The 24,527-nt window shown below is 66.9% G+C and carries 25 protein-coding genes and 1 pseudogene; 14 read left to right on the top strand and 12 right to left on the bottom strand.

Annotated features, from left to right (window positions below; translation table 11 throughout):
* Nucleotides 1-69: 69 nt before the first annotated feature.
* The 5 genes from ACFYOW_RS01815 to ACFYOW_RS01835 form a co-directional block, all read right to left on the bottom strand.
* Complete coding sequence (locus tag ACFYOW_RS01815) at nucleotides 70-1,452, bottom strand: three-helix bundle dimerization domain-containing protein (protein WP_387283556.1); 1,383 nt, start codon at nucleotides 1,450-1,452, stop codon at nucleotides 70-72.
* A 514-nt stretch (nucleotides 1,453-1,966) separates the two neighbouring features.
* Nucleotides 1,967-3,385, bottom strand: a complete 1,419-nt coding sequence (locus ACFYOW_RS01820; RefSeq protein WP_387283558.1) for a S8 family serine peptidase — start codon at nucleotides 3,383-3,385, stop codon at nucleotides 1,967-1,969.
* A 69-nt stretch (nucleotides 3,386-3,454) separates the two neighbouring features.
* On the bottom strand, nucleotides 3,455-4,051 hold the full coding sequence (locus tag ACFYOW_RS01825; protein WP_387283560.1) for an HdeD family acid-resistance protein: 597 nt from the start codon (nucleotides 4,049-4,051) through the stop codon (nucleotides 3,455-3,457).
* A 62-nt stretch (nucleotides 4,052-4,113) separates the two neighbouring features.
* Nucleotides 4,114-4,626 carry a hypothetical protein gene (locus tag ACFYOW_RS01830; RefSeq protein WP_387283562.1) on the bottom strand — a complete coding sequence of 171 codons (513 nt, stop codon included), beginning with the start codon at nucleotides 4,624-4,626 and terminating at the stop codon, nucleotides 4,114-4,116.
* Nucleotides 4,623-5,267 carry a 1,4-alpha-glucan branching protein gene (locus tag ACFYOW_RS01835; RefSeq protein ID WP_387283564.1) on the bottom strand — a complete coding sequence of 215 codons (645 nt, stop codon included), beginning with the start codon at nucleotides 5,265-5,267 and terminating at the stop codon, nucleotides 4,623-4,625. The genes ACFYOW_RS01830 and ACFYOW_RS01835 overlap by 4 nt, the downstream gene beginning before the upstream one ends.
* Before the next feature lie 195 nt (nucleotides 5,268-5,462).
* On the opposite strand from ACFYOW_RS01835, the gene ACFYOW_RS01840 reads away from it, so the two are divergent.
* The 3 genes from ACFYOW_RS01840 (at nucleotide 5,463) to ACFYOW_RS01850 (ending at nucleotide 7,637) form a co-directional block, all read left to right on the top strand.
* Nucleotides 5,463-5,960, top strand: coding sequence for a pyridoxamine 5'-phosphate oxidase family protein (locus tag ACFYOW_RS01840; protein WP_387283565.1), 498 nt, complete (start codon nucleotides 5,463-5,465; stop codon nucleotides 5,958-5,960).
* Between the two features lie 117 nt (nucleotides 5,961-6,077).
* Nucleotides 6,078-6,485 carry a YciI family protein gene (locus tag ACFYOW_RS01845; protein WP_387283567.1) on the top strand — a complete coding sequence of 136 codons (408 nt, stop codon included), beginning with the start codon at nucleotides 6,078-6,080 and terminating at the stop codon, nucleotides 6,483-6,485.
* A 6-nt stretch (nucleotides 6,486-6,491) separates the two neighbouring features.
* Nucleotides 6,492-7,637, top strand: coding sequence for an RNA polymerase sigma factor (locus ACFYOW_RS01850; RefSeq protein WP_387283569.1), 1,146 nt, complete (start codon nucleotides 6,492-6,494; stop codon nucleotides 7,635-7,637).
* A gap of 72 nt (nucleotides 7,638-7,709) precedes the next feature.
* On the opposite strand, the gene ACFYOW_RS01855 is transcribed toward ACFYOW_RS01850, so the two are convergent.
* Nucleotides 7,710-8,660: a hypothetical protein gene (locus tag ACFYOW_RS01855; RefSeq protein WP_387283571.1), complete on the bottom strand. Its 951-nt coding sequence runs from the start codon at nucleotides 8,658-8,660 to the stop codon at nucleotides 7,710-7,712.
* Between the two features lie 785 nt (nucleotides 8,661-9,445).
* On the bottom strand, nucleotides 9,446-10,423 hold the full coding sequence (locus tag ACFYOW_RS01860; RefSeq protein WP_387285972.1) for a helix-turn-helix transcriptional regulator: 978 nt from the start codon (nucleotides 10,421-10,423) through the stop codon (nucleotides 9,446-9,448).
* Nucleotides 10,424-10,485: 62 nt separating this feature from the next.
* Here ACFYOW_RS01860 and ACFYOW_RS01865 point away from each other — a divergent pair, with 62 nt between their 5' ends.
* The 3 genes from ACFYOW_RS01865 (at nucleotide 10,486) to ACFYOW_RS01875 (ending at nucleotide 13,545) form a co-directional block, all read left to right on the top strand.
* The gene (locus ACFYOW_RS01865) at nucleotides 10,486-11,073 is read left to right on the top strand and encodes a DinB family protein (RefSeq protein ID WP_387283573.1); all 588 of its coding nucleotides are present in this window, start codon (nucleotides 10,486-10,488) and stop codon (nucleotides 11,071-11,073) included.
* A complete protein-coding gene (locus ACFYOW_RS01870; protein ID WP_387283575.1) occupies nucleotides 11,070-11,531 on the top strand; it encodes a VOC family protein in 462 nt (153 codons plus the stop codon). Before ACFYOW_RS01865 ends, ACFYOW_RS01870 begins: the two co-directional genes overlap by 4 nt.
* 499 nt (nucleotides 11,532-12,030) lie before the next feature.
* The gene (locus ACFYOW_RS01875; RefSeq protein WP_387283577.1) at nucleotides 12,031-13,545 is read left to right on the top strand and encodes a carboxylesterase/lipase family protein; all 1,515 of its coding nucleotides are present in this window, start codon (nucleotides 12,031-12,033) and stop codon (nucleotides 13,543-13,545) included.
* Between the two features lie 202 nt (nucleotides 13,546-13,747).
* On the opposite strand, the gene ACFYOW_RS01880 is transcribed toward ACFYOW_RS01875, so the two are convergent.
* Nucleotides 13,748-13,900, bottom strand: a complete 153-nt coding sequence (locus tag ACFYOW_RS01880; RefSeq protein ID WP_387283579.1) for a hypothetical protein — start codon at nucleotides 13,898-13,900, stop codon at nucleotides 13,748-13,750.
* Between the two features lie 144 nt (nucleotides 13,901-14,044).
* Here ACFYOW_RS01880 and rox point away from each other — a divergent pair, with 144 nt between their 5' ends.
* Nucleotides 14,045-15,472, top strand: coding sequence for a rifampin monooxygenase (gene rox, locus ACFYOW_RS01885; protein WP_387283580.1), 1,428 nt, complete (start codon nucleotides 14,045-14,047; stop codon nucleotides 15,470-15,472).
* Between the two features lie 194 nt (nucleotides 15,473-15,666).
* Here the strand turns inward: rox and ACFYOW_RS01890 are convergent, their stop codons facing one another.
* The gene (locus ACFYOW_RS01890; RefSeq protein ID WP_387283582.1) at nucleotides 15,667-16,845 is read right to left on the bottom strand and encodes an NAD(P)/FAD-dependent oxidoreductase; all 1,179 of its coding nucleotides are present in this window, start codon (nucleotides 16,843-16,845) and stop codon (nucleotides 15,667-15,669) included.
* Nucleotides 16,846-16,926: 81 nt separating this feature from the next.
* Complete coding sequence (gene sigJ, locus ACFYOW_RS01895) at nucleotides 16,927-17,871, bottom strand: RNA polymerase sigma factor SigJ (RefSeq protein WP_387283584.1); 945 nt, start codon at nucleotides 17,869-17,871, stop codon at nucleotides 16,927-16,929.
* Nucleotides 17,872-17,977: 106 nt separating this feature from the next.
* On the opposite strand from sigJ, the gene ACFYOW_RS01900 reads away from it, so the two are divergent.
* From ACFYOW_RS01900 to ACFYOW_RS01920, 5 genes and pseudogenes are all read left to right on the top strand, one after another.
* The gene (locus tag ACFYOW_RS01900; protein ID WP_387283586.1) at nucleotides 17,978-18,625 is read left to right on the top strand and encodes an ATP-binding cassette domain-containing protein; all 648 of its coding nucleotides are present in this window, start codon (nucleotides 17,978-17,980) and stop codon (nucleotides 18,623-18,625) included.
* Nucleotides 18,622-19,398, top strand: coding sequence for an ABC transporter permease (locus ACFYOW_RS01905; RefSeq protein ID WP_387283588.1), 777 nt, complete (start codon nucleotides 18,622-18,624; stop codon nucleotides 19,396-19,398). Before ACFYOW_RS01900 ends, ACFYOW_RS01905 begins: the two co-directional genes overlap by 4 nt.
* Before the next feature lie 121 nt (nucleotides 19,399-19,519).
* Nucleotides 19,520-20,728: a site-specific integrase gene (locus ACFYOW_RS01910; protein WP_387283590.1), complete on the top strand. Its 1,209-nt coding sequence runs from the start codon at nucleotides 19,520-19,522 to the stop codon at nucleotides 20,726-20,728.
* A gap of 47 nt (nucleotides 20,729-20,775) precedes the next feature.
* Nucleotides 20,776-20,883, top strand: a pseudogene (locus ACFYOW_RS01915) (alpha/beta hydrolase); the annotation flags it as partial.
* Between the two features lie 59 nt (nucleotides 20,884-20,942).
* Nucleotides 20,943-21,536 (top strand): DUF402 domain-containing protein, encoded by a 594-nt coding sequence (locus ACFYOW_RS01920; RefSeq protein ID WP_387283592.1) that lies wholly within the window; start codon nucleotides 20,943-20,945, stop codon nucleotides 21,534-21,536.
* A gap of 6 nt (nucleotides 21,537-21,542) precedes the next feature.
* Here the strand turns inward: ACFYOW_RS01920 and ACFYOW_RS01925 are convergent, their stop codons facing one another.
* Nucleotides 21,543-22,934, bottom strand: coding sequence for an amidase (locus tag ACFYOW_RS01925; RefSeq protein WP_387283594.1), 1,392 nt, complete (start codon nucleotides 22,932-22,934; stop codon nucleotides 21,543-21,545).
* A gap of 121 nt (nucleotides 22,935-23,055) precedes the next feature.
* On the opposite strand from ACFYOW_RS01925, the gene ACFYOW_RS01930 reads away from it, so the two are divergent.
* Complete coding sequence (locus ACFYOW_RS01930; protein ID WP_387283596.1) at nucleotides 23,056-23,694, top strand: MspA family porin; 639 nt, start codon at nucleotides 23,056-23,058, stop codon at nucleotides 23,692-23,694.
* A 5-nt stretch (nucleotides 23,695-23,699) separates the two neighbouring features.
* The gene (locus ACFYOW_RS01935) at nucleotides 23,700-24,008 is read left to right on the top strand and encodes a hypothetical protein (RefSeq protein ID WP_387283598.1); all 309 of its coding nucleotides are present in this window, start codon (nucleotides 23,700-23,702) and stop codon (nucleotides 24,006-24,008) included.
* 2 nt (nucleotides 24,009-24,010) lie between these two features.
* On the opposite strand, the gene ACFYOW_RS01940 is transcribed toward ACFYOW_RS01935, so the two are convergent.
* Nucleotides 24,011-24,487 (bottom strand): nitroreductase family deazaflavin-dependent oxidoreductase, encoded by a 477-nt coding sequence (locus tag ACFYOW_RS01940; protein ID WP_387283600.1) that lies wholly within the window; start codon nucleotides 24,485-24,487, stop codon nucleotides 24,011-24,013.
* Nucleotides 24,488-24,527: the final 40 nt, after the last annotated feature.

The raw sequence follows: 24,527 nt of genomic DNA on the forward strand, positions 1-24,527 counted from the left end.
GGCGCAAACCGGCTCAGCACCGAGGCACGCGGCGGCCGTGAGGCTGCGGATAAGACCGGGGCTGCGACGTCAGTTGTAGGACTTGGTGACGCTGTCGATCAGGTGTTCGAGGGTGTCGATCGTGGGTGTGTCGATCACATCGATCACGTCGGCGGGCACCGGGGCGTAGTTGTCGGCGGCGACCTTGGCGAATTGGCTGGGGTCGCTGGTGCGGAAACCGTGTTCGGCGGCGAGGCGCTGCAGGTCCGGGTCGGTGGCCAGCAGGCGGCCGATGCGATCGCCGGGCGCGGTGAGGGGCACCAGGGTGTGCTGGGAGAGCACGGTCGGGGACGGGTAGGCCAGCACCATGCCGGGTTTGATCTGGCCGCGGACGGTCGCCTCGACGAACTGGGCCTCATAGATCCAGACCATGGGTGTCGGGCCCATACCCGCCGCAAGGTACTCCCGGAACGGGCCGTCGGTGGAGTTCTCGGTGTAGCCCTGGCGCACGAACAGCCGCGACACCGTGGGCAGCACGGCCTGCTCGGCGGCGGGGCCCTGCACGATGGTGTTGTCATTGGCGACGTGGCTCGCGATGGCCAGGTACATGGCGGCGGAGTTGGAGGTCCGCGGGTCCGTCGTGGCGACCAGGATGTTCTTGTGCACCGGGTAGGCGGTGTTGTCGCGGAGTTTGTCCCATTCGACATCGGTGCGCACGAGTTCGAGGTACCGGGCCATATCGAAGGTCGGGACCGGCCCCGGCCGCACCACACCTGCCGCGGTCAGCAGATCGGCGATGGGCTGGAAGGTCGCGATCGCCATGGGCGAGGAGAACGGCGTGTACTTCGTGCTGATATTGCGTGCCCGCTGAATCCGTTCCGCCGCAGGCGCACTCGACGGAAACGCGAAGTCGTACTTCCCGAGATCGACGGAGGTCGCGATCTGCCGCGATCCGGCCGGATCGACCTCCGCTCTGACACCCTTGCGGGCCAAGGCTTCCACGACGCGCGGGTCTTCGAAGAAGGCCAGCTTCTCCGAGCCGACGACACCGTGCACCGTGGTCAGCGCTGCTGTCGCGCCGGCCGCAGTGGGCTGGTCGGGCTGGCGCACCGCGAAGCCGACCACCAAGGCGAGGACGACGACCACGACCGCCGCCGCGAGTGCCAAGAGCCGCTTGTCCAGCTTGCCGCCGGACGCCACGATTCGGCTGATCCCCCGCGCCGGATCGGGCTCCTGACTCGGGTTCGGTTGCGCGACAACGCTTTCGGACTCGGCCTCTTTTGTCGATGCCGCCAGTTCCCGGCGCGCGATCCGCTCGATGAGAATCGGGACGAATTCCCGCACCGGATGGCCTTCGAACCGCTGCCGCGCGGTGCCCACCACGCTCTGGACCTGATCGGCCGGGTAGTCGTCGACCAGGCGGTCGGTCAACCGCTGAATTGCCTGCTCTTCGCGGACAGTAACGACACCCACCACGGTCTCCTCGGCGTCACATCGATCTCCGGTCGCGACAGCACCCAGCCCCTGCCTGCGCCGCCGAACCCTACCGAAATTTTCGGTCGGCATTACACCGGTGAAACCCCCCATTGCTGGCGGGTGAGTCCCATTTCGACTGTGCCCCTGCACATCTGCCGTCACTGCTATCCCCAGCGTCTTCCCAGGTCAGGGCAGGACTGGCAGCCCGAGCGCCATCTCATCGATGGTCCGGGCCGCCGCAGGGCCGGTGCCGAATTCGCGTTGAAAGTTCAACGTGCCATTCACCTTTCGCCACCCAGCGTTGTCCGCAAGTTTCCCCGACCCGCGCACCGCCGCGAACCGACAAGTCATTCCACACAGCCCCGCGCGCCCCGACGCACACCTTTGGAGGGAAAGCCCGATGTGTCGCGCGGTGCGTCCTTATGTGCGAGGCCCGGACGGTGTGCGAGAACCCGGTCGGTCGGCGCGTGGCACGATCGTTCCTGCGCGTCGAACCGACGCGACCGCGGGTTCACGGTGCGATCATGGCCTGGATGTCGGGCAGGTTGCCGATCCGCTGCGCCACGGGGCGGCCCGGGGCGTCGACCTGGGGGGAACCGGTTGCGCGGAGTCGGGCCCGTACCTCCGACGGTGTCTTGCGGCCGGCGGCCGCGGCGGCCAAGCCTTGGTAGCTGGCGATAGAGCCGACGACGATCGGGGATGCGCTGGAGGTTCCGCTGAAAGTGTCTGTGTACCAGTAGTCTTCGTCGGCGCCGCCCTGCAGGTCGCCGTATCCGGTGGTGGTGACTTCGAGGCCCCAGCCCTGGGCATCCACGCGGGATCCGTAGTTGGAGAAGGCGAGTCGCGAGCGTGCGGGCCCGTGATCGCGGCCGTGGAATCCGGGTGGCGGGGCGCCCGCGCCGACCAGGATGGCGCCGGAGTCGGCGGCGCCGCCGCGGAACGGGTTGCGCCATGAGGTCGGGAAGTCGGCGGGTCGGGTGTCGTACAGGGCGCTGTCGAGGTCTTCCGAACCGTTGCCTGCCGCGCCCACCACGATGACGCCACGTCCGATCGCGTATCGGATGGCCGCCCAGTCGTCCGGCCACCATTCGATCGCGATGTATCCGGCCTGGTCGTCACGGTTCTGGAAGTTGTTGCGGGGTCCGGGCCGGTGCAGTTCGAGCAGGATGATGTCGCCCGCGCTCAGCGCGTCGGCCGCGGTGCGGATGGCGGCCGCGGAGCCCGCGTCGAATACCGAGACCGCGCGGATGGCGGCATCGGCGGCAATGCCGGTGATGCCGAAGGTGTTCACATCACCGCTGATCTCCCCGGCCACAGCGGTGCCGTGATTGCGCCAGCCCGCATCCGCCGACGGGGCACCGCCGATCACACCGCCCTGGTTCGCCAGCAGGTCTTCGTGGGTGAACCGCCAGGCGCCCTCCACGTCCACGATGCGCACCCCCGCGCCGCGACCGCCGGGTCGAGTCCAGGCCCAGCGTGCGTTCACACCTTGTGGCGCGGCGTCCAGATAACCCTGTCGGGCTTCGAAATTCGGTGACACGGGCGGCGCGTCCTCGAGCCGACGTGCCGCGATATCGGCCAGCACGACCGGTGGCGCGATCGGCGGTTCCGCGGGCGGTTTGACGTAGGCCGCCTCGACCGCGTCGTCGGCGCGCAGTCGGTCCGCGATCGCCTCGAGTTCATCGCCGACCCCGCGCACGGCAAAGTAGTTCAGGTATTCCGCGCCCACATCCTCTCGAGCGGTACCCGCGATCCGCTGCGGCAGACGATTGGGCGGCCCGAAGATGCGCACCGGCGCACCGCCTTCCGGCAGCAACTCGACCAGCCGCGATTGTGCCGCGAGACTCTCACGCACCGCATGGGGATCGATGCCCGCTCGGGCACCGTGGGTGACGACGATCAGTTCCGAACCACTATCGGTGCGTGCCATGACCGACAGTTAACCCGTCCCATGATCATCGCGCCAGGCGATCGCACGCCAACTCGGATGTGCGCCAGCTCAGTTCGGCGCTGCCGGAATGCGCCTGGCCGCCCCGACCGGGTCGACCTCACCGCGTCCGCGCGCGACCGTGAGAATCTCCAGCATGCCGATCACGATCGCGCAGCCACCTGCCGTCATGCCGAGTACGTCCAGCGAATCGAACGGCAGCGCGATCATGATGAATCCCACCATCATGGTCAGCAGCCCGAATATCTCTTGCCAGCCACCCTCGGGCAACTCATCGGCCCAGACCGCCACGGTCGCCTGCGCGATTCCGCGTACAGACCAGCCGAGGCCGATCCACACTGCGAGCAGCAGGATCGAATTCGCGCTGTGGAACGCCATCACGGCCAATGCCAAAGAGGTGACGCCGCTGAAGAATACGAACATCCGCAGTGCCGTCCCGAACCGGACGCCTATCGCGATGATCAGCTGTATCGCACCGCTCACTAGTAGGTATAGGCCGAACAACAACTCCGCCATCCGCTCGGTCTTGTCCGGCCACACGGCTATCAGGACTCCGAGAACCACCGAGCCGATACCGGCGACCAATACCGCCGGCCGCGCCCCGTCGGCAAGCGAACCCCCAAGACCCGCACTCTCGTTTTCGGGCATAGCTCCATAGTATGGGCCCTGGACGCAGATAACCGGGTGTTTGCTTTCGGGTCGCGATATTTCTACGCCGACTCAGCGTGTCGTGGTGCATTGCGACGGTTCCGCTCGACGAGCCAACCGCCGAACCCGAGCAGCGCACAGCCGAATCCCATGAGCGAGGCACCGATCGCAGTGCCGAAATCCGCCGTCGGCGCGTCGACGGTTTCGGCGCGGATGTCGTTCCAGCGCACCGCGACGACTTGATCGCGCCAAATCTCCAGTTCGACAGCCGATCCGGGTGTTGCTGCCGCGAGGATCGTGTTGTCGGAGGGGAAGTCGAGGTGCCGCTCGATGCCGGTGTCGACCTCGAGTCGGTAGATCGCCGCCCGCCTCACTCCTCCCTGGACAACAGCATCAGTGACGCGGGCTGGGTTCAGAGCGTGGTCTTCGCGCTCGTAGGCCGACCGGTCGGCCGCGGTCCGCGTCGCGTCGACGACTCCGATGGTGGTGGCCGCGAGCGCGATCAGCCCGAATGCGAGGAGTAGTCGAGGACGGATGACCGTCCAGGACCACCACCGCTGCTCGGGTCCGGTCATGTGCTGATCGCCAGGACCACACCGCGCACGGTGGAACCGTTGCCGATCTGCCATGGCACGGATACTCGGACGGCATCGGTCTGGTCGGAAGCCGGTGTGGCGGGCTCGGGACGCAGCACCCGCTCGACCCGAACGCTTCGACCACTGCCGACGGAGATAGCGGTGTTGGTCGGTGTATCCGCAGCGGAGCGGAATTGCGTTGCAGTGGAAGGGAACTCGCCGACCGAGACAACGGAGGGATCAGGTGTGTCACTCATGCCCTGCGCTTGCGGCTGCGCCTGCCCGGCCAGCAGTGCGACGATCTGAGCGATCGCCACCGGATCCCGGGTCGCGTCGTAGATCCAGCGCTGTCCGAGCACACCGTGCATCGAGGTGCCGACGAGAGCGTCATCGGCACCGTCGAGTGGTGCGCCGCGGTAGGTCAACGGCACGTGGTAGGTGATGGGTTCGGGTCCAGCGTCATCGTTCACGAGCACGAATTCGATGCCGACCGCACCCGCCGGATCGTCGAGCCGGAAGCCACCGGCCTTGCTCAGCCGCGGGCGGGCCCGCCGTCTCGATACCACGGCCGAGTCGGCAACCAGGCGGTAAGCAGTTCGAGCTTGCTGGGGCGACATGGTCGTGCGGTGAATAACAGCCATGGGGCACCCTATCCTTCAACGGCGAGTACAGGTTTCACGCGGCTCGGAGTGTGGGCGCACCGAAGGCGGACCCAGGACCTGGAACTCAGCATGGTTCCGAGTGTCGAGAATGTGGCGCCGACTCCGTCCCAGGGACACCAGCGGCCACGATGGGCCGCTGGGCCGACCGAGAAGACGACAATGAGAGGGATAACCATGCAACCAAACGAGATCACCGAAGTTCTGCACCGACCGATCAGTCGAGAACTGTTGACTCGCGACCTGACCCGTTTGGCCTACGTCGCCAAGGACGGCACACCCCGCAATGTCCCGATCGCGTTCACCTGGAATGGTTCGCAGATCGTCATGTGCACTTCGAAGAACGCCCCGAAGCTCCCCGCCCTGCGCGAGAATCCGATGGTTGCCATGACGATCGACACCGAAGTGCACCCGCCAAAGATCTTGCTCATCCGCGGCCGGGCCGAGCTGGACGTCGTCGATGGCATCCCGGACGAGTATCTCCAGATGAACGGCACCTACGAGATGACGCCCGAGCAACGGGTTCATTGGGAGGCGGAGGTGCGTTCGCTCTACGACGGCATGGTCCGGATCATGGTGACCCCGACGTGGGCGAAGCTGATCGACTTCGAGACGACTCTGCCGAGCGCGGTCGAGGAGTTGGTGCAGCAGCGGGACGAGCGTCAGCGCGCCTGAGCGCAGTTTTCGAAATCCGCCGGAAAATCTCGCGGTGGGATGTCGAGAATCCGCCCGCCGCCGCGTCCCCGAAGTGAACACGGCCAGAATGGGCCGTACCGTACCAAGGAGAACACCATGGCCAAATACCTGCTGCTCAAGCATTACCGGGGTGCGCCGGCGTCGGCTAACGACGTGCCGATGGAGCAGTGGACGCCGGAGGAGCTTTCGGCCCACGTGCAGTACATGCAGGACTTCGCCGCGCGGCTCGAGGCCACCGGCGAGTTCGTCGAACATCAGGCGCTCTCGCCGGAGGGCGCATTCGTCCGCTTCGACGGCGAGGGGCGCCCGCCGGTCACCGACGGCCCGTTCGCGGAGACCAAGGACCTGATCGCCGGTTGGACGGTGATCGATGTCGAGACCTACGAGCGGGCGCTCGAGCTGGCCGGCGAGTTGTCCGCGGCGCCTGGGGCGGGTGGTAAGCCGATCCACGAGTGGCTCGAGTTGCGCCCGTTCCTGACCGCGCCTCCGACCATCACGGAGTGACGGACGGTGGATGAGGCCCTGGTTCGGACCCTCACTCCCACGGTGATCGGGATTCTCGTCCGTCGCGGAGCCGACTTCGCGGCGGCCGAGGATGCCGTGCAGGACGCCATGATCGAAGCGGTGCGGGTGTGGCCGGATGATCCACCGCGGGATCCCAAGGGCTGGTTGGTCACCGTGGCCTGGCGCAAGTTCCTCGACGCTGCCCGCGCCGATACCTCCAGGCAGCGGCGCGAGGCGCTCGTCGAGGTCGAGCCCGTGCCCGGCCCGGGTGAGGCGGTGGACGACACGTTGCAGCTGTACTTCCTGTGCGCACACCCGTCGCTGACACCGGCTTCGGCCGTCGCGCTCACGCTGCGTGCGGTCGGCGGCCTGACCACGCGTCAGATCGCGCAGGCCTACCTCGTGCCCGAGGCGACCATGGCCCAGCGGATCAGCAGGGCCAAGCGGACCGTATCGGGCGTCCGGTTCAACCAGCCCGGTGATGTCGCCACTGTGCTGCGCGTGCTCTACCTGGTCTTCAACGAGGGCTATTCCGGCGACGTCGATCTCGCCGGCGAGGCGATCCGGCTGACTCGCCAGCTGGCGGCCAAGACCCACCATGAGGAGGTCGCGGGCCTGCTCGCGCTGATGCTGCTGCACCACGCACGGCGCCCGGCGCGGATCGGCCCCGACGGCAGGCTCGTACCTCTTGCCGAGCAGGACCGCAGCCTGTGGAACACCCGCCTGATCGCCGAGGGAGTCGAGGTGCTCCAGGCAGCCCTCACGCGCGACCGTCTCGGCGAGTTCCAGGCCCAAGCCGCCATCGCCGCGCTGCACGCCGATGCCCGGATGGCCGAGGAAACCGACTGGGTGCAGATCGTCGAGTGGTACGACGAACTGGTGCGCCTCACCGACAGCCCGGTGGCCCGCCTGAACCGGGCCGTCGCGGTCGGTGAGGCCGACGGCCCGCGGGCCGGCTTGGCCGCCCTGGCCGAGCTCGATCCCGCTCTTCCCCGCTACGCGGCCGTCGCGGCGTACCTGCACGAACGTGACGGTGACCCGGTGACCGCGGCACGGCTCTACAGCGAAGCTGCCCGCTCGGCGTCCAGCGTTCCCGAACGCGACCACCTCACGCGACAGGCCGCACGGCTCAACGTGCAGCTGCGCGGTTGAACGCGGTGCGTGAGCCGGAACACCTGTCGATCCGAATCGGTACCCGGACAACGGGTGCCCGTTTGATTGCCCCTATCCGGGAGCGCCGTCGGTCGCCGATCCGGTTCGGCTGTGGCGGGATTCGGCGACCATATGGTCGAGCTGGCGTTCGGCGCGTTCGGCGCGGGCCAGGGTTTGGGCGCGGGCGTCGTCCAGCGTGGCCAACCGTTCCGCGGCTTCGCGCCGTGCCTGATCGAGTGCGGCCACCGATTCGGCACGCACCGCAGCGACCTCCGCACTTGCCGTGCGGCGCACCTCGACGAGTTCACTGCGCGTGCGATCCAGTTCCTCGCGCAGTCGGTGCAGTTCCTCGCGCGCCTCCGCGACGGCCTGATTGCGTTCGGCCACGGCCTGTTCGGCGCGTTCGATGGCGCGCTCGGCATCGGCCGCCCGCTGTACTGCCAGATCGCGTTCGGCACCGGCCGCGGTGATCTGTTGGGCGGACTCGCGGCGTATCTGTTCGATTTCGGTTGTCGCCTTCCGGCGCGCCAGTTCCACATCCTCACTGGCCTGCTGCCGCGCGCGTTCCACATCGTCGGCCGCTTCGCGGCGGATGGTGCGGATTTCGGCCTCGGCTTCGCTGCGTGCCGCGAAGACATCGTCGGCGGCCTGTTTGGTGACCCGTTCGACCTCACGCAACGCATCCGACCGCGCCGTATCCGCTTCGGCCACCAGTGATTCCGCATGTTCGGCCGCGCCGGCCGCATCGTCGGCGGCCGATTCCGCGGCCGCGCGCGCCTCCTCCGCTTCGCGGCGCGCCTGATCCGCGGCCACCGTGGCGACCTCGGCCTCGGCGATGCGCCGTGCCGCATCGGCCTGCACGGCCTGCACCTGCGCCTCGGCGATCGCCGGATCGGCAAGCGTGGACAGCTCGGCCACCGCCGCATTGAGCGTGTTCCCCAATTGATCGGCCAGTCCACGGAATTGGGTGAGCAGCTCATCGGCGCGCAACCGAGCCACCGTCACCGGACCCTGTTGCGTCACTGTGACGGCAGTCGCCGGTGTCTGCGATTCCTGTTGTTGCCGTTGCCGTTCTCGCCAAGCGCGCCATCGGGTGTGCTCCGGGTGATCACAGTATTCCGAGGGCCGCCCCGGCCCGCCCCCGCGCGTAATCGGTCGAGCACATCCCGGGTAGTTGCATACGTTGGACACCGCAGAATCGTAGCGTTGGTTTCGTGTGATTCCAACGTATTCACACGAAACGAAACCCGTGTCGCCCCAAGAACTTCGAGCCCCAACCCGTTGGATCTGACCCCCGATAAGTGAACATTATCGGGGGTCAGGTATCGCTGAACCCTAGCAATCCGGCTGTCAGAGTTTCGTTTTCGTTTGGTTTGTACATACGAAACGAATTACCAACGGAATCAATGAAAAACTGGGTACCCTGGCCCACCTCGCGAACGAGTCAGTTCGGATTCTCGAACCAGGGTGCCGGACACGGTGTTCGACGAGACCGCGCCAGCTGCTGGCCATGCCATGAGCGCCTCATGCCGCTCGAGGACCCGAACCCGGCGAGTGGATCGCAGTCGATGTCGCCAACGGTGCGGTAGGCCGACCGGTGACCCTGTTCGCCCGCCAGTGCGGCGTCCACCTGCTCAACGTGCTCCGCAGCGAGGCAGCCGCGAAGACGTTGCGGGAGCTGGGATTCGAGCCGGTCTTCGCCACCGAGGCCTACCACTGGCGCGAGCGGTCGCACAGGCCACCGGACCAAGCTGGTGACGCCATGGTGCATTGCCTTGTGCTGCACCCATCTTGGCGATGGTCGCGGCTTACGAGTTCTCCACGTCCGGCATCGTTGCACCGGCCGACAGCAGTCGCTGCGCCAGCACGCGACAGCGCCTCCCGAGCTCTGGTGGGTCCAGTACCTCGAAGTCGTGCCCCAGTAGAAGTACGTGCATGAGCACGGCGTCGAGGTTTTCAGCGCCACTGAGTACCTCGCAGCGCTCATTTCCTCGCGGTCGTACGACGGCCGCTGACGCTGGAATCTGCACACGCACGGTGTCGGCCGAGGCGTGCACGAGGAAGCGCGCCTGGTGCGGGTAGACCCGGCTCGCCACACTCTCCTGCACGTATGTCGCCGCGTCGGGCGCCGGGCGCGGGCGGAAGCGCCAGGTCCGTGCCGACACCTCGGTCATCTTGTCGACGCGGAAGCTGCGCCAGTCGTCGCGATCGACGTCATAGGCGAGCAGGTACCAGCGCCGGTCGGAGGCGACCAGACGGTAGGGCTCGACCTGCCGCCGCCGCACCTCGCTTCCGGACGGGTAGTCGAAGCCTGCCTCGACCTCGTCGCGGCAGGCTCTGGCCAGCAACATGAGCACCGCGGGGTCGACCGGCGTGCGGCCGCCGCCGAAGGATTCGACCGAGCCGGAGAGCGCGCGCACCTCGTGCCGCAACCGGGTGGGCAGCACCCGGTCGAGCTTGGTCAGCGCCCGCAGTGCTGCGTCGCCTGCGCTGGCGACCGCGCCACCCGCGCCGACGAGTAGCGAGACCGCGGTGACGATCGCCTCCTGGTCGTCGAGCAGTAGCGGCGGCAGGTCCTGCCCCGCGCCGAGCTGGTAGCCGCCGCCGACACCCTGGCTGGCATGCACCGGATAGCCGAGCGTACGCAGCCGCTCGACATCGCGCCGTACCGTGCGCGGCGTGACCCCGAGCCGGTCGGCGAGTTCGGGGCCGGTCCAGATCTGACGTTGCTGCAGCAGCCCGAGCAGGGTGAGCACCCGCTCCGTCGTACGCCGCTCCACGTCCATGTCGCCCACCTTGTCAGACATAGCGGACCGATTCTGTCCGCTAGCCGTGTCAGGGTAACTCCATGGATGCAGACGAACTCGACTGGAACCGGACGCTGCGCGAGCAGTGGGAGTTCCATTGGAACCATCAGATCCGAGCCCGGCTCGACGGCCTCACCGACGACGAGTACTTCTGGTCGCCGGTGCCAGACGCCTGGAGCGTGCGCCCACGCGGCAGCTCGACGGCGCCCGTGCAGGTCGGTGCCGGGGACTTCACGATCGACTACGCCTTCCCCCAGCCGGTCCCCGCGGCCTTCACCACGATCGCCTGGCGACTTGGTCATGTCATCGTCGGCGTGCTCGCGGCGCGTAACGCAGCACATTTCGGCGCGCCGGCGGCGTCGTACGAGACGTGGGAGTACGCGCCCGGTGCGGCCACTGCGCTCGACCAACTCGAGGCCCAGCTCGACGTCTGGCTGGCCGGGGTGCGCGGCCTCGGCGAGGCCGGGCTCCGGGTCCCGGTCGGCGCGAAGGAGCCCTTCCCCGAGTTGCCCATGGCCGATCTGGTGCTGCACATCCACCGCGAGCTGATCCACCACCTGTCCGAGGTCTGCCTGCTGCGCGACCTCTACCTGCACATGAAATCCGCCACGAACGGAGCAACCCGATGAGCCGGCACATCCAGATCACCTTCGACGCCCACGACCCGAAGGCACTGTCCACCTTCTGGCGCGAGGTACTGGGCTACGTCCACCCCGGCCCGCCCGGAGTCGACCTGCCCGCCGATGCCGACCCGCTTGCCGCATGGGAGGAGTTCCTCGCTCGTATCGGTGTACCGCCGGAACAGCGCAATACGAGATCGGCCATCGAGGACCCGCACGGGCACGGCCCACGACTGTTCTTCCAGCAGGTGCCGGAGGACAAAGTCGCCAAGAACCGCGTCCACCTCGACGTCCGTGCGGCTCCCGGACTACAGGGCGAGGAACGGATGGCGGCGCTGGAGACCGAGTGCGACCGGCTGGTCGCGCTGGGAGCGACACGGGTGCATCGCTACGAGCCCGGTCCCCCGATGAATGCCGGCCACATCGTGATGACCGACCCCGAGGGCAACGAGTTCTGTCTGGACTGACCCGGCTCGACTGTAGGCGCTACTCGACACCCCGAGCCCGCTCCTATCGCCGCACGATGAGGGTGCGGAGTTGGAACGCACTCTTCCGACGTGAAGGCTTTGTCGAATGAAGGATCGGGCAGCAGCCTGATCCTTCTCCGATGCGAGCCATGCTCGAAAGCTCGTCGGGTCGAATGGAATCGAGATATGTTCGTACATGATCGACCACTTGCCGTTCGACCGTCGGCAGCAATGGCTGACGAACATTCGGGCGCGGCGCCTCGCGACATCGAGTTTTGTTGTCTTCCACGCCGTTTCGATCCAAACCTTATCCGTGTGTGCTGAATGCTATTGAGAGTCAATCGGATTCAAGACCGAAGGTGCAGACTGATGGGTTCGGCCTGTGTTCGTGGCTGCGGGCGGGGTTGGGCGACGAGTGAGGTGGAGCAGGGGCTAGAGCGCTCGTCGACGACTGCGAGCCACGCAGCAGATGACCTATCGAGGGAAGTGAGTACGCCGAGTGAATATCGAACCTGAAATCCGCACGGCTGCAGGAGTTGTGCGTGGCAGGTGGGACAATACCCTCGCAGTGTTCCGCGGTATCCCCTACGCCGAGCCACCGGTCGGCTCACGTCGGTTCGGCGCTCCCGTTGCGGCACAGCGGTGGGATGGCATCCGTGACGCGCTCGAATTCGGTCCACCGGTTCCCCAAGTGGCCCATACGGGTTCGGTGATGTCGTCGCTGTCCGGCAGCGTCGATGACGGTTCCGCCGACTGTTTGTCGCTCAACGTCTGGTCCCCTGACCTCGGTGCCGCGGGACTGCCGGTGATGGTGTGGATCCAGGGAGGCACCTTCCTGGAGAACAACTCCGCAAATCCGCACTGCGACGGTGCGACTCTGGCCCGGTCCGGTGTGGTGCTGGTCAGCATGAACTATCGCGTCGGCGCGGACGGCTTCGCCCACATAGCCGACGCTCCGGACAACCGAGGCATTCTCGACCAGATCGCCGCACTGCGGTGGGTCCAGGAAAATATCGCCGCGTTCGGTGGCGATCCGGACAACGTCACCGTCTTCGGCCAGTCCGCCGGGGCAGCGTGCATTGCTGCTCTGCTGGTTATGCCGATGGCGGCCGGGTTGTTTCGCCGTGCGATAAGTCAGAGCATGCCGGGCACGTACTTCTCCGAAAGGCTCGCCACCGCGATCTCCACGACGATCGCCGCGCAACTCGGCGTGCGGGCCACCGTCGGTGAGCTGGCCCGTATCACACCGCGCGCACTGACCGACGCGACGGAGGTGGTGATCCAGAAGATGCCGGAATTCGTCGAATCGTGGGGTCCCATGGCGCTCACACCCACACCGTTCTCACCTGTCGTCGACGGCACCCTGCTCCCGGATGCGCCATGGCGTGCACTCGCCCGCGGCGCGGCACACGATATCGACCTGCTCATCGGCCACACCCGCGACGAATACCGGCTGTACACGTCCCGGCCAGGCGGCGAGCCGACCGATGCGCGAATGACCGCAGCCTTCGACCATCTCGCACCTACCACGGACACCGACAGCATCTACCGCGCCGCCTACCCGGACGCCACACCCGGGCAACGCTACGAAATCCTCAACACCGACTGGCTGTTTCGGATGCCCAGCCTGCACTTGGCCGATGCCGCGCACGCCGGAGGCGGACGGGTGCGGCTCTACGAACTGTGCTGGAGCTTCAACCGGGAACAGAGAGCCTCACACTGCCTCGACTTCCTCCTCATATTCGGCACCCTCGGTAGCGACGAGGTACGCGCCCACCGATCCGCCCACCCGAACGCCGCGAACGAGATCACCCACGTTGCCCATCGCATGCGCACCGACTGGGTGACCTTCGCGACCACGGGCGAACCGGACTGGGCACCCTACGATCCGCACACCCGAACCACCCGCGTCTACAACGCCGAGCCGACGACCCAGCCCTACCCCGAGGAACACTCGCGTCGCATCTGGTCCACGCACCAGTTCGACACCCTGGACCTACTGCATACCGAGTAACAGATGTCATGTCGTTCGGCGGACAGCACGAACCGCCGGAATCCGACACGACAAATCAGACGGCCGCCGCCCTCGAACACGCTGGGGGCGAACCGATTCGGGTCGACATGGATTCCGGCAAGCCGGTGCGGCGCCCGGAGCAGGACAAATGATCGCCGCGTACACCAGCACCGCCGAGCAGCAGGGCAGCATCCGATGCGGTCTAGTCCTCGGGGAATTCGATCTCGGGTATCTGGTCGGCTTCGAGTAGGAAGTACCCGAGAAATATCACGCCTTCGTGCTGGGCGTCGAAGCGGGCGATGAGGTTGCACGTCCCCGATGGATCACTGAAAAGAAAGGCAAGGAGGTAATTCACTCCCCATCCCTTTCAACATATATCGCACCCCGGGTCTTGCGGCAAGACCCCGGTCGTGCTGCAGAATGTCCAGCCGAAGCCAGTACCTGCGGAAATGAGGACAGTGCGGGTGGGGGTCTCGCGGCATGTCGAAAGAGGGGTTCCATGATTGATGTGATCGTTGCCGGCGGCGGACCGACCGGCGTGATGCTGGCCAGTGAGCTGCGCATGCGCGGCGTGGACGCGCTGGTACTGGAGAAGGATGCGGAGCCGACCAAGGTGGTGCGTGCGCTCGGCATACACGCGCGCACCGTCGAATTGATGGATCAGCGCGGTCTGCTGGATCAGGTGCTCGCGCTCGGGAAGCAGTACCCGCTCGGCGGTTTCTTCGCGGGCATCAGGAAACCCCAGCCGGAAGGGTTGGACACCACGTATCGGTTCGTGCTGTCCATTCCGCAGACCGTCACCGAGCGCCTGCTGATCGAGCGTGCCACCGAACTCGGCGTCGAAATTCGCCGCAGCTGTGAGGTGGTAGGGCTGAGCCAGGACGATGACGGGGTGAGCGTCGAGCTGGCCGACGGCACGCAATTGCGTTCGCGCTACGTCGTCGGCTGCGACGGCGGCCGCAGTACGGTGCGCAAACTGCTCGGCGTCGATTTCCCCGGCGAGCCCACCCGTAACGAGACGCTGCTGGGCGAGGTGGAGCTGACCGCGCCGCCGGAAGAGATAGCCGCTGTGGTGGACGAAGTCCGCAAAACCCAGCTGCGCTTCGGCGCCGTGCCCCTCGGAGACGGGGTGTACCGTATCGGCGCACCCGCTGCGGGCCTGGCCGAAAACCCAAGGGTCCCACCGACTCTGGACGAGCTCAAGCATCAGTTCCGAGAGCTCGCCGGCACCGACTTCGGTGCGCACTCCGCGCGCTGGCTCTCGCGTTTCGGCGACGCGACCCGCTTGGCCGAGCGCTACCGGGTCGGCCGGGTGCTGCTGGCCGGCGATGCGGCGCACATCCACCCGCCGATGGGTGGGCAGGGTCTCAATCTCGGTATCCAGGACGCATTCAATCTCGGCTGGAAACTGGCCGCCGAGGTCGGCGGCTGGGCGCCGGTGGGGTTATTGGACAGCTATGAGACCGAACGGCGTCCGGTGGCCGCCGACGTGCTCGAAAACACCCGGGCGCAGGCGGAGCTGATCTCGCTCGAGCCGGGTGCCCAGGCAGTGCGCCGGCTGGTGGCGAAACTGATGGACTTCGACGAGGTGAACCGGTATCTGCTGGAGCAGATCATTGCGATCGGGGTCCGCTACGACTTCGGCGAGGGGCATGAACTGCTCGGTCGGCGGCTGCGGGATGTGAAGCTGAATCGGGGTCGCCTCTACGAGCTGATGCGCGGCGGCCGCGGACTACTGCTCGACCAGACCGGCCGGCTCTCGGTGGCAGGCTGGGCGGATCGGATCGACCACGTCGTCGATGTCAGCGAGGAACTGGAGGTGCCCGCGGTGCTGCTGCGCCCGGACGGGCATGTGGCGTGGGTCGGTGACGATCAGCAGGATCTGATCGGCGTGCTGCCGAAGTGGTTCGGTGCTGCCGTCAGCTGAGCGCACAGTTGTGGGCCGAAAAGTTCATTGCCCTCGGTCCACGCCGGGCTCGGATGCTTGTGCACCAGCCGCAGCGCTCGGCTGCCGCACGAATAAAGCTCTGCCGCACCAACATTCGCACCCCAACCGAAGCCGCCGGTCCGTCGTCATGCGGACCGGTGGCTTCGGGCTCGAACTGCGGTCGGATGGCCGCGTCACCGGGTGACGAACTGGGGCTCCACGTCGCCGATTGCCATGAGGTGGCGCCGACGGCTGGGCAGCATCAGGGTCGGGTGGGAGATGCTCCATGCCGCGGACGCGCAGATGAGCTCCTTGATGCGGGCGCCCATCCGGCCCGTGGCCACCTTGGACGTCGGTTGATCGTCGGGGGTCACCTTCTGGACGATGCCATCGCGGCGGCCGAGGCTGATGCACTGACTGGCGTAGCCGATCGGGGCGTCGGGAACCTTGCGGCCGGTCAAGCGCGCCGCGATGGCGTCGGCGCCCTGCCATGCCATCGGGGTTGCGGTGGCGCAGCCCATCCGCAGCGGTTTGCCGCCGACCCCTTCGGCGTACGCGGCGTCGCCGACGGCGTACACGTTCGGATGCGAGACCGAGCGCAATGTGGCGTCGACGACGATTCGTCCGGAGTCGGACACCGCCAAGGTGGTCGCGGCCGCGATCGGGTGTACGGCGAAACCCGCTGTCCACACGGTCATTTGGGCCGAGATGTCCTGACCCGACCTCGTGACCACACCGTTCCCGGTGACCTGTGTGACGTCGGCGTGTTCGTGGACGGTGATGCCCAACCGCGCGAAAGCGTGGCGCAGATGGCGTTGAGCCTTCTCGTCGAGCCAGTCGCCGACGCCGCCGCGCGCGGCGATCGCGACCTCGAGGTCCGGGCGTGCCTCGGCGATTTCGGCGGCCACTTCGATGCTGGTCAGACCGCCACCCACGATCAGCGCGGTCTCGCCCGCCCGCAACTGGTTCAGGCGTGCCCGCAGCCGCAGCGCCGCCTGCTTCCCGGCCACGTTGTAGGCGTGCTCGGCGACACCGGGGACACCGTAGTCGGCGATGGTGCTGCCGAGGGCGTACACGAGGGTGTCGTAGCCGATGTTCTCCCCGGTCAGCTCGACGGTCTTGCGGTCCACATCGACCGCGGTGACCCGCGCGATCCGGACCTGCACGCCGGTGCCCGCGAAGACGTCGCGCAGTGGCCGGACCGGGAGATCCTGCCCGCTCGCGAGCTGGTGCATGCGCACCCGTTCGACGAATTCGGGGTCGGCATTGACCAGGGTGATCTCGGCGTCGTCGCGGTGCAGCCGCTTGGCGAGACGTCCGGCGGTGATGGCTCCGGCGTATCCGGCTCCGAGGACGACGATGCGGTGCTTCATGGTCTTACTCCTGTCTCGGTGGGTTCGCTTCCTGAACCGGACAGCGGCACGAATACTGACAGGAGTGGACTGTGATGTGGGTCACCAAGATTCGAGGAGGGGTGCTCCGTGTTCGGAAGTCGCCCACCTGCGGGTGGCGCGCTCGAGCTTTTCCGGGTTGGCCTGGGCGTGGATGGCCGCAATGCCGTCGGAGGTCACCTGCAAGGACACGATGCCGACGATCCGGTCACCGACCACCATCACCAGCGCGGGCCCGCCGTTGGCGACCGCGGCGAACATGGCAGGGCTGCCGCCCAGCATGTTCCGTTTGGCATCGGTCGGCTTGATGGCCAGACGCAGGAACCGCACGACGCGCGTCGCACCGACGATCGGCCTGTTGAGGGTCGCGATGAAGCCGCCGCCGTCGCCGATGCTGATGGCGTCATCGGTCAACAGGCTGATCAGCGTCTCGGGCCGGCCGCTGACCGCCGCGGCGAGGAATTCCTCGACGATCCTGCGCGCCGCGGCCTCGTCGACCTCCACGCGAACCCGATCGGTGGCCAGATGCTGCTTGGCGCGCCGATAGATCTGCTGGCAGTTCGACTCGGTGATATCGAGCATCTCGGCAATCTCGTTGTGCGCGTACCCGAACGCCTCGCGCAGGACGTACACCACCCGCTCCTTGGCCGATAGCCGCTCCATCAGCGTGAGCATCGCGATCGATACCGATTCACGCTGCTCGACGGTATCGGCCGGGCCGAGCATCGGGTCCCCGGCGAATACGGGTTCGGGCAACCACTGGCCCACATACGTCTCCCGCCTGGCCCGTGCCGAGGTGAGCTGGTTGAGGCACAGATTGGTGAGCACCTTGGTCAGCCACGCCTCGGGCGTCTCGACATAGTCGCGGTCGGCGGCCTGCCACCGGAGAAACGTCTCCTGCACCGCGTCCTCGGCATCACCGGCCGACCCAAGCAGCCGGTAGGCGATCGCCTCCAAACGGTCCCTGGTGCTCTCGAACAGATCGACCTCATGCGTACCGAGCGACATCCGCCCATCGTCGGGCATGTGCGCAGGCCGCGTCCACTCGCACCGTGATCGGCCGGATTTCCGGCCCCGTCAGGAAACACTTGCGCAGATAGGGAATGGTGGGACGGTGCCGAACATCAGTCTGGATCGGGTCAGTGCGAGCCACGGCGAAACCTCGATACTCATCGACACCTCCGCGACGTTTCCGGGAGGTCGGTGCACCGCGGTGGTCGGGCCGAGCGGGACCGGCAAAACCACGCTGCTGCGGCTGCTCAACCGGCTCGACGAACCGAGTAGCGGCACCATTCTGCTCGGTGACGTCCCGATCACCGGGTTCCCCGCGCCGGACCTGCGCCGCCGCGTCGGGTTGGTGCCACAGCGACCGACACTGCTCACCGATATCGTCGCCGATGAGATCCGGGTCGGCCGTGGCGATCTCGCATCCGATCGCATCGACACGCTGCTCGCTCGGGTGGGCTTACCGGACTTCCGTGAGCGGCGCTGTCTCGAATTGTCCGGCGGTCAAGCGCAGCGGGTGTGCCTGGCGCGGGCGCTGGCCGTAGAACCCGAGGTGTTGTTGCTGGACGAACCGACCTCCGCACTGGACGCGGACTCCGCTGCTGCGGTGGCATTTCTCATTCGCGAGCACACCGCCTCCGGCGGCGGTGTCATCCTGGTCAGCCACGACACCGCCTTCGTGGCCGAGGTGGCCGACGACACCTGGACACTGCAACACGGGCACCTGTCTCCTAGCGATGAACGGAAACCCCAGTGACAGAACAGCTTTCCGTACCCGGGTGGCCGGGTGTGGCGACCTCGCTGGTGCTCGTCGCAGTAGCCGCCGCGATCGCCTACCGTCAGCGATTGCATCTGACCCGCGAGCTGCTCATCGCCGCAACCCGCGCCGGAGCCCAGTTGGTCGCGGTCGGCGCCATTTTGCTTATCCTGTTCCGGCACACCGGATTACCGGGTGCGCTCGCCTGGGTCGTATTGATGGTGCTGATCGCCGGGCAGGTGGCGGGACGCCGTGGCCGAGGTGTGCCGCGAGCGCGCCGAGCTGCGACCATCGGGGTCGGCACCGGGTCGGCCATCACCCTGGGCGCTCTCATTCTGCTCGGGGTGATCTCCACGCACGCTCGTGTGGTCGTCCCGGTCGGCGGCATGATCGTCTCGGCCGCCATGCAGGCCACCGGTATCGCACTGCGTCGACTGCACGAGGACGCGCGCAATGCGCGCCCCGCCATCGAAGCCCGCCTGTGCCTGGGTCTTTCGGCGCGCGAGGCTTTCCTGCCGCACCGCCGGTCCGCACTGCGCACCGCAATGATCCCTACGATCGACGCGACGAAGGTCGTCGGGCTGATCAGCCTACCCGGCGCCATGACCGGCCTCATCCTCGCCGGTGTCGATCCGCTCACCGCTATTCGCTACCAGATCGTGGTCATGTACATGCTGCTCGCGGCCACCGCTCTGGCCGCGCTCACCGCGGCACGGGTCGCCGAGTCCTATCTGTTCGACGATGCCCAGCGACTGGTGCCACTTCCCGACTGATCACTGTTGCGACCACAGCGGAATCGCCGAGTCGCTGCGGCGGCTCGGAAATCGCCGCAGAGCGCATAGTGTTGGTCGTCGAAGCTCGGCCGGTCCGGGCCGGATGGATGGGAGCGAGCGCGTGGGCGATGCGGTGGTCGCGGTGCCGGAGTCGGTGCGCACGGAGTTGCGGCGCGGCGTGCGCAGTGTGCTGGTCGATACCGTGGCGCTGCGGTTGGTGCGCGAACGGTTCGACGATGAGCAGGCCGGGGCGTTGCGGCGCTATCTGGAAGCCTCGCAGTCGGCGAATACATTGCGGGCGTATCGAACCGATTGGATCGCATGGGCCGGATGGTGTGCGGCCGAGGGGCGCCAGGCGTTGCCAGCGGATCCGCTCGACGTCGCGGTATACCTGGCAGCGGCAGCGGATGCGTTGCGTCACGGTGACGATCGTTCGCAGCGGTGGGCGTTCAGTGCGGCCACGCTCGAGCGCAAGTCGGCGGCCATCGCGGCGGTGCACGCCGCCAACGGATTACCGTCGCCCACCCGCTCCGATGTCGTTCGACTGACATTGCGCGGTATCCGCCGAACCCGCCGCACGCAGCCCAAACGCAAACGCCCCGTGCTCTTGCACACCCTCGAACAACTGCTCGCAGGGCTGCCGGAACCTGGCTGGCCCACCGAGCCCGCGCGCCGCCGCGACGCGCTGGCCCTGCTCGTCGGATTCGCGGGGGCATTGCGCCGCAGCGAACTCGCCGGATTGCGGATCGCCGATGTGCGAGTCGATCTCGACCACGGCACCGGTGAACCGCTGCTGCTCGTGCAACTTCCGACCACCAAAACCGACCCCACCGGCATCGCGGAACAGCGCGTCGCACTCCCCCGCGGCCGGCGCCCGCACACCTGCCCGGTCTGCGCCTTCGCCGATTGGATCCAGTTGCTCGAGGTGCATCGCGAGCACGGCGACGTCCGTGCCTGGCTCGCCGAAACGACTTCCCCATCTCCGGACATCCACCGCTGCCACGGTTATCAGGGCACCGCGCTCACCGAAAACGACACCCTCCCACTGTTTCCCACCATTACCCGCCACGGCGGCATCGGCACCGACGCCATGTCCGGGCGCGCCATCGCCGAACTGGTCAAACGCTATGCCGCACGCGCCGGACTCGACCCCGACCTCTTCTCCGGACACTCACTGCGCGCCGGATTCGCCACCCAAGCCGCCCTCGGCGGCGCCAGCGACCGCGAGATCATGCGCCAGGGCCGCTGGTCCAACCCGCGCACCGTGCACAACTACATTCGCACCGCAAACCCCTTGGAAGACAACGCCGTCACCAAACTCGGTCTCTAGACCCGTACTCCCGCAACCGATGACAGGCAAATTCCCGGCCGCATTGGGATGACGCCTACGCGGTGCTGACTTGGTCGGCCGAGCATGCCGCCGAACTTGGCATCGACCCGGGCCGGATCGCGGTCGGAGGTCACAGCGCCGGCGGAAACCGCGCGCCCCATTCGGGGAACAGCGCAAAGGGTGTGCAGGACACTCGGTGACCTAGGCTGGCACGGTGACGCCTTTCGCTGTCGGTCGGACGATTGTTGTGCGGGACATGATCTTTGGACGGGCATTCACCGAGTGGCCGCAGCGAGTGGTGGCCGATCGCGGCGACGAATTGCGGGTGTTGTTGACGCCCGGGACGCACGGGGCGGGTCCGGAGCTGTGGATCAGGTCGATGCGGGAGGACGATCGGGGCGCGCGGGGGCGCTTGCTGGAGGCGTATGCGCGCCGGGAGTGGGAGATGGGGACGTGGGTGTGGCAGCACACCACGCGGCTGGCCATCATGTACTCCGATCGCTATTTCGCCATTGCCCCGATGTGGAATGAGAAAGGCGAATTCCTGTGGTGGTACGTCAATTTCCAGTTGCCGTTCACCCGGACCGCCGACGGCGTCGATACCAGTGATCTGCATCTGGATCTCATTGTCGAACCGGATCTGAGCTATCGGTGGAAGGACGAGGACGAATACGCACTCGCCATTCGGCTGGGGCTGGTGCCCGAGCAGTGGCAGCGCGCGATCGAGGGCGCGTGTGAAGAGGCCTTGGATATGGTGGCACGCCGTGCCGGGCCCTTCGGCGAGGATTGGCGCGCGATTCCCGGGTAGCCGAGGTCAGTCCTGGATGCGCCGCCACGGGCGTTCGGATTCGAGGGCGAAGGCGATTTCGAGCAGCGTGCGTTCGTCGCCGTGGGCGGCCGAGAATTGCATGCCGATGGGGAGGCCTTCGGTGGAGGCGCCCATGGGCAGCGAGATCGCGGGTGTGCCTGCCACATTGTTCAACGGGGTGAAGGCGACCCAGCAGATCAGGCGCGCGAACAGTTCGTCGAAGGGGACGGTCGGGTTCAGGTGGCCGAGTTGCGGAGTGGTGTGGACCAGGACCGGCGACAGGATCAGTTCGTGGTCGCGGAACATGCCCGCGTAGGCGCGACGCACCTGTGAAAGGCGGTAGAGGATCGCCGGTGTGCGTGCCATGGACTTGCGATACAGCGCGCCGAGTCCGTGTGTGAACGCATCCAGATCGCCCGGCCGGAACCGCGGATCGATCGCGAATTTCCCGCCCGCCTCGATCAGGAACGCCAAAAGCCCCCAGTAGGTGGTGAAATCGTCGACGAAACGTTGCGAGACCGGCAAGGCGATCGGAAATACCTCATGACCCATCTTCTCCAGCAGCGCGACGGTATCGTCGACTACGGCCCGGGTCTGCGGGCAGGTTTCGGTGCCGGTGATCGAATCGGCGATCACTCCGATCCGCAGCCGTCGCCGCGCCGGCCCCTCGACCAGACCGACCGGCGGCAACTTCGGATTGCGCCAATGACGTTCGGCCGCAGCGAAATACGTCGCGGTATCGCGCACCGATCGGGTGAGCACACCTTCGGAAACCAGATTGATCGGCATCGACCGCGCCTGCGGACCATCGATATGCCGCCCTCGGCTCGGCTTCAACCCGACCAGACCGCAACACGCGGCCGGAATTCGAATCGACCCGCCACCGTCATTGCCGTGCGCGATCGGCACCACACCCGCAGCCACCAGTGCGGCCGCACCACCGGATGACGCACCCGGCGAATAGTCGGTATGCCAGGGATTGCGCGTCGGTTCGGCCGCGGCGAATTCGGTGCTCGCGTTCAAACCGAACTCCGGTAGCCGACTCTTGCCCAGCACCGACATCCCGGTGCTCAGAAACTGTTTCGCATACGGCCCGTCCTCGGCGGCAGGCCGCCCGACGAATGCCGCGGTACCGTGATTGGTCGGCAGACCGCGCACATCGGTGTTGTCCTTGACATACGTCGGCACACCGAACAGCGGCGCATCCGGATCACCCGCCGACAGCGCGGATTCCGCCGAGACCACAAGGGCGCGCAATGTCGGATCGACCTGCGCGGCCCGCGCTCGCGCCGCCTCGGCGACCTCGGCTGCGCCGATTTCGCCCCGACGCACCAGTTTCGCAATCGTCACCGCATCGTGGTCGGCAAGCACATCGTCGCTGAAGGCATGGAATCGCATATCCGGATTCTGCGCGCTGTGATACCGACCACGCATCGTTTTGGACGAGCGACCTGTCGACGGAGGTGCCGCACGGCGTCGGATATCGTTCGACTGCAACGTAAGCGAGGAGATCGACAATATGAATAGCTCGACCGGCGTCCCGCTATGTCTACTGGCCGCGGGGGTGCTGAGTTTCGTTCCAGCACAATCGGCTTCGGCCGATGCACTGCCGGATCAGTCCCGCACGGTCACCACCGAGGACGGCTGGCAGCTCGCGGTCACGAAAACCGCCGAAAACCTCGATCGGGTTCCCAATCTTGCCGAGACCGCTTTCACTCGAGAGGGCTTCGTCAGTGTGCGCGCGGCCGCCGATATCACCGGTGCGGGCAGTGTATCGGTCAACTCGGGCACGCTCACCCTGGGTTACCAAATCGGTTGCCAGATCGATGTTTCCAATGGCATCTCGCTCGGGCTCGCGGCGTCGGTCGGGCCGAATGTCAATGTGATGGTCGCCCCGACTCCCGGTCTGAGCGTCGGCATCGGGGCCGCGGCACTGCCCAGCGTATCCACCACCTTCAAACCGGGCACGATCACCACCATCCCGTTCGGCACCAAAGCCCTGGCCGGACCCCATGGTTCGATCACCACCGATCAGGTACAGATCAAAATCGACGCCTGCATGGGGCCGGTCAGCCTGCGCTCGTATGTGATCGCGACCATTTCCACCGATACCGCCGACAATTCGGTCGCGGTGTACGGCGATCCGATCTGGTTGTGATCGCCATGGCCCTCGCATCCCGCCGAGCCGTCCTGATCGCGGCCGGAGTCCTGGCGATCGCCACGAGCGCGCTGTCGACCGTCACCCATGCGGCCCCGATCGTGCCCGCCACCTGCGCCGAATCCGATGCCCCCGACTGCCCCGAACCGACCCCCGACAAGCCTCGGGCCGTCGTTCCCGCACCCGCCGCCCCGCCACTGCTCACACCGGCCCTACCGCCACCACCCGCCAAGCCGGGTTCACCCGCCGCCGCATTGACCCCACCAGTACCGGTCCCACATCCCGGCCCGCCGATCGTGCCTGCCGCGCAGTGAATTCAGCTGCGGCGCAACTCGAAAATGCGGAAGATCCGCCCACCGGACAGCTCGCATTCCATTTCGTAGCCCGGCCAGAACTCGACCGCCAGATCCCAGGCACGTTTGCGATCCATACCGGTGACCTCGCTGACGGTCACCTCGAACCGCTCGCCTTTCAGCCCGACAATGGCGGTGTCGGCCGCCCGCAGGTTTGCCGACCAGCCCGGATGCTTGGGACTGCCCCAGTTGGAACCCACGAGCAGCAAGTCGTCACCGCGCGGCACATACAGCAGCGATGTGGTGCGCGGGATCCCGGTTTTGCGGCCCGCGACGGTGAGCTCGATCGACGGCAAACCCGCCAGATCGAGCACACCGCGCCGACCACGACTGACCCGCCGCACAAACCGTTCCAGCCGCATCACGATCGGCGCCGTGCGCATGACCCAGCGTTTCTGCGCGATCCGGCGAGCTACCGCGGGCAACGGATTCGACACCATAATTCGAAATCCTGACAGAAATCCGACACCGGACCACAGC

This window comes from Nocardia sp. NPDC006982 (assembly GCF_042869435.1).
Classification (GTDB): domain Bacteria; phylum Actinomycetota; class Actinomycetes; order Mycobacteriales; family Mycobacteriaceae; genus Nocardia.

Excerpts from the sequence above, each read along its gene's own strand:
- ACFYOW_RS01820 (WP_387283558.1), bottom strand. The coding sequence starts at position 3,385 with ATGGCACGCACCGATAGTGGTTCGGAACTGATCGTCGTCACCCACGGT.
- ACFYOW_RS01825 (WP_387283560.1), bottom strand. The coding sequence starts at position 4,051 with ATGCCCGAAAACGAGAGTGCGGGTCTTGGGGGTTCGCTTGCCGACGGG.
- ACFYOW_RS01830 (WP_387283562.1), bottom strand. The coding sequence starts at position 4,626 with ATGACCGGACCCGAGCAGCGGTGGTGGTCCTGGACGGTCATCCGTCCT.
- ACFYOW_RS01835 (WP_387283564.1), bottom strand. The coding sequence starts at position 5,267 with ATGGCTGTTATTCACCGCACGACCATGTCGCCCCAGCAAGCTCGAACT.
- ACFYOW_RS01840 (WP_387283565.1), top strand. The coding sequence starts at position 5,463 with ATGCAACCAAACGAGATCACCGAAGTTCTGCACCGACCGATCAGTCGA.
- ACFYOW_RS01845 (WP_387283567.1), top strand. The coding sequence starts at position 6,078 with ATGGCCAAATACCTGCTGCTCAAGCATTACCGGGGTGCGCCGGCGTCG.
- ACFYOW_RS01860 (WP_387285972.1), bottom strand. The coding sequence starts at position 10,423 with ATGGACGTGGAGCGGCGTACGACGGAGCGGGTGCTCACCCTGCTCGGG.
- ACFYOW_RS01865 (WP_387283573.1), top strand. The coding sequence starts at position 10,486 with ATGGATGCAGACGAACTCGACTGGAACCGGACGCTGCGCGAGCAGTGG.
- ACFYOW_RS01870 (WP_387283575.1), top strand. The coding sequence starts at position 11,070 with ATGAGCCGGCACATCCAGATCACCTTCGACGCCCACGACCCGAAGGCA.
- rox (WP_387283580.1), top strand. The coding sequence starts at position 14,045 with ATGATTGATGTGATCGTTGCCGGCGGCGGACCGACCGGCGTGATGCTG.
- ACFYOW_RS01890 (WP_387283582.1), bottom strand. The coding sequence starts at position 16,845 with ATGAAGCACCGCATCGTCGTCCTCGGAGCCGGATACGCCGGAGCCATC.
- sigJ (WP_387283584.1), bottom strand. The coding sequence starts at position 17,871 with ATGTCGCTCGGTACGCATGAGGTCGATCTGTTCGAGAGCACCAGGGAC.
- ACFYOW_RS01925 (WP_387283594.1), bottom strand. The coding sequence starts at position 22,934 with ATGCGATTCCATGCCTTCAGCGACGATGTGCTTGCCGACCACGATGCG.
- ACFYOW_RS01930 (WP_387283596.1), top strand. The coding sequence starts at position 23,056 with ATGAATAGCTCGACCGGCGTCCCGCTATGTCTACTGGCCGCGGGGGTG.
- ACFYOW_RS01935 (WP_387283598.1), top strand. The coding sequence starts at position 23,700 with ATGGCCCTCGCATCCCGCCGAGCCGTCCTGATCGCGGCCGGAGTCCTG.
- ACFYOW_RS01940 (WP_387283600.1), bottom strand. The coding sequence starts at position 24,487 with ATGGTGTCGAATCCGTTGCCCGCGGTAGCTCGCCGGATCGCGCAGAAA.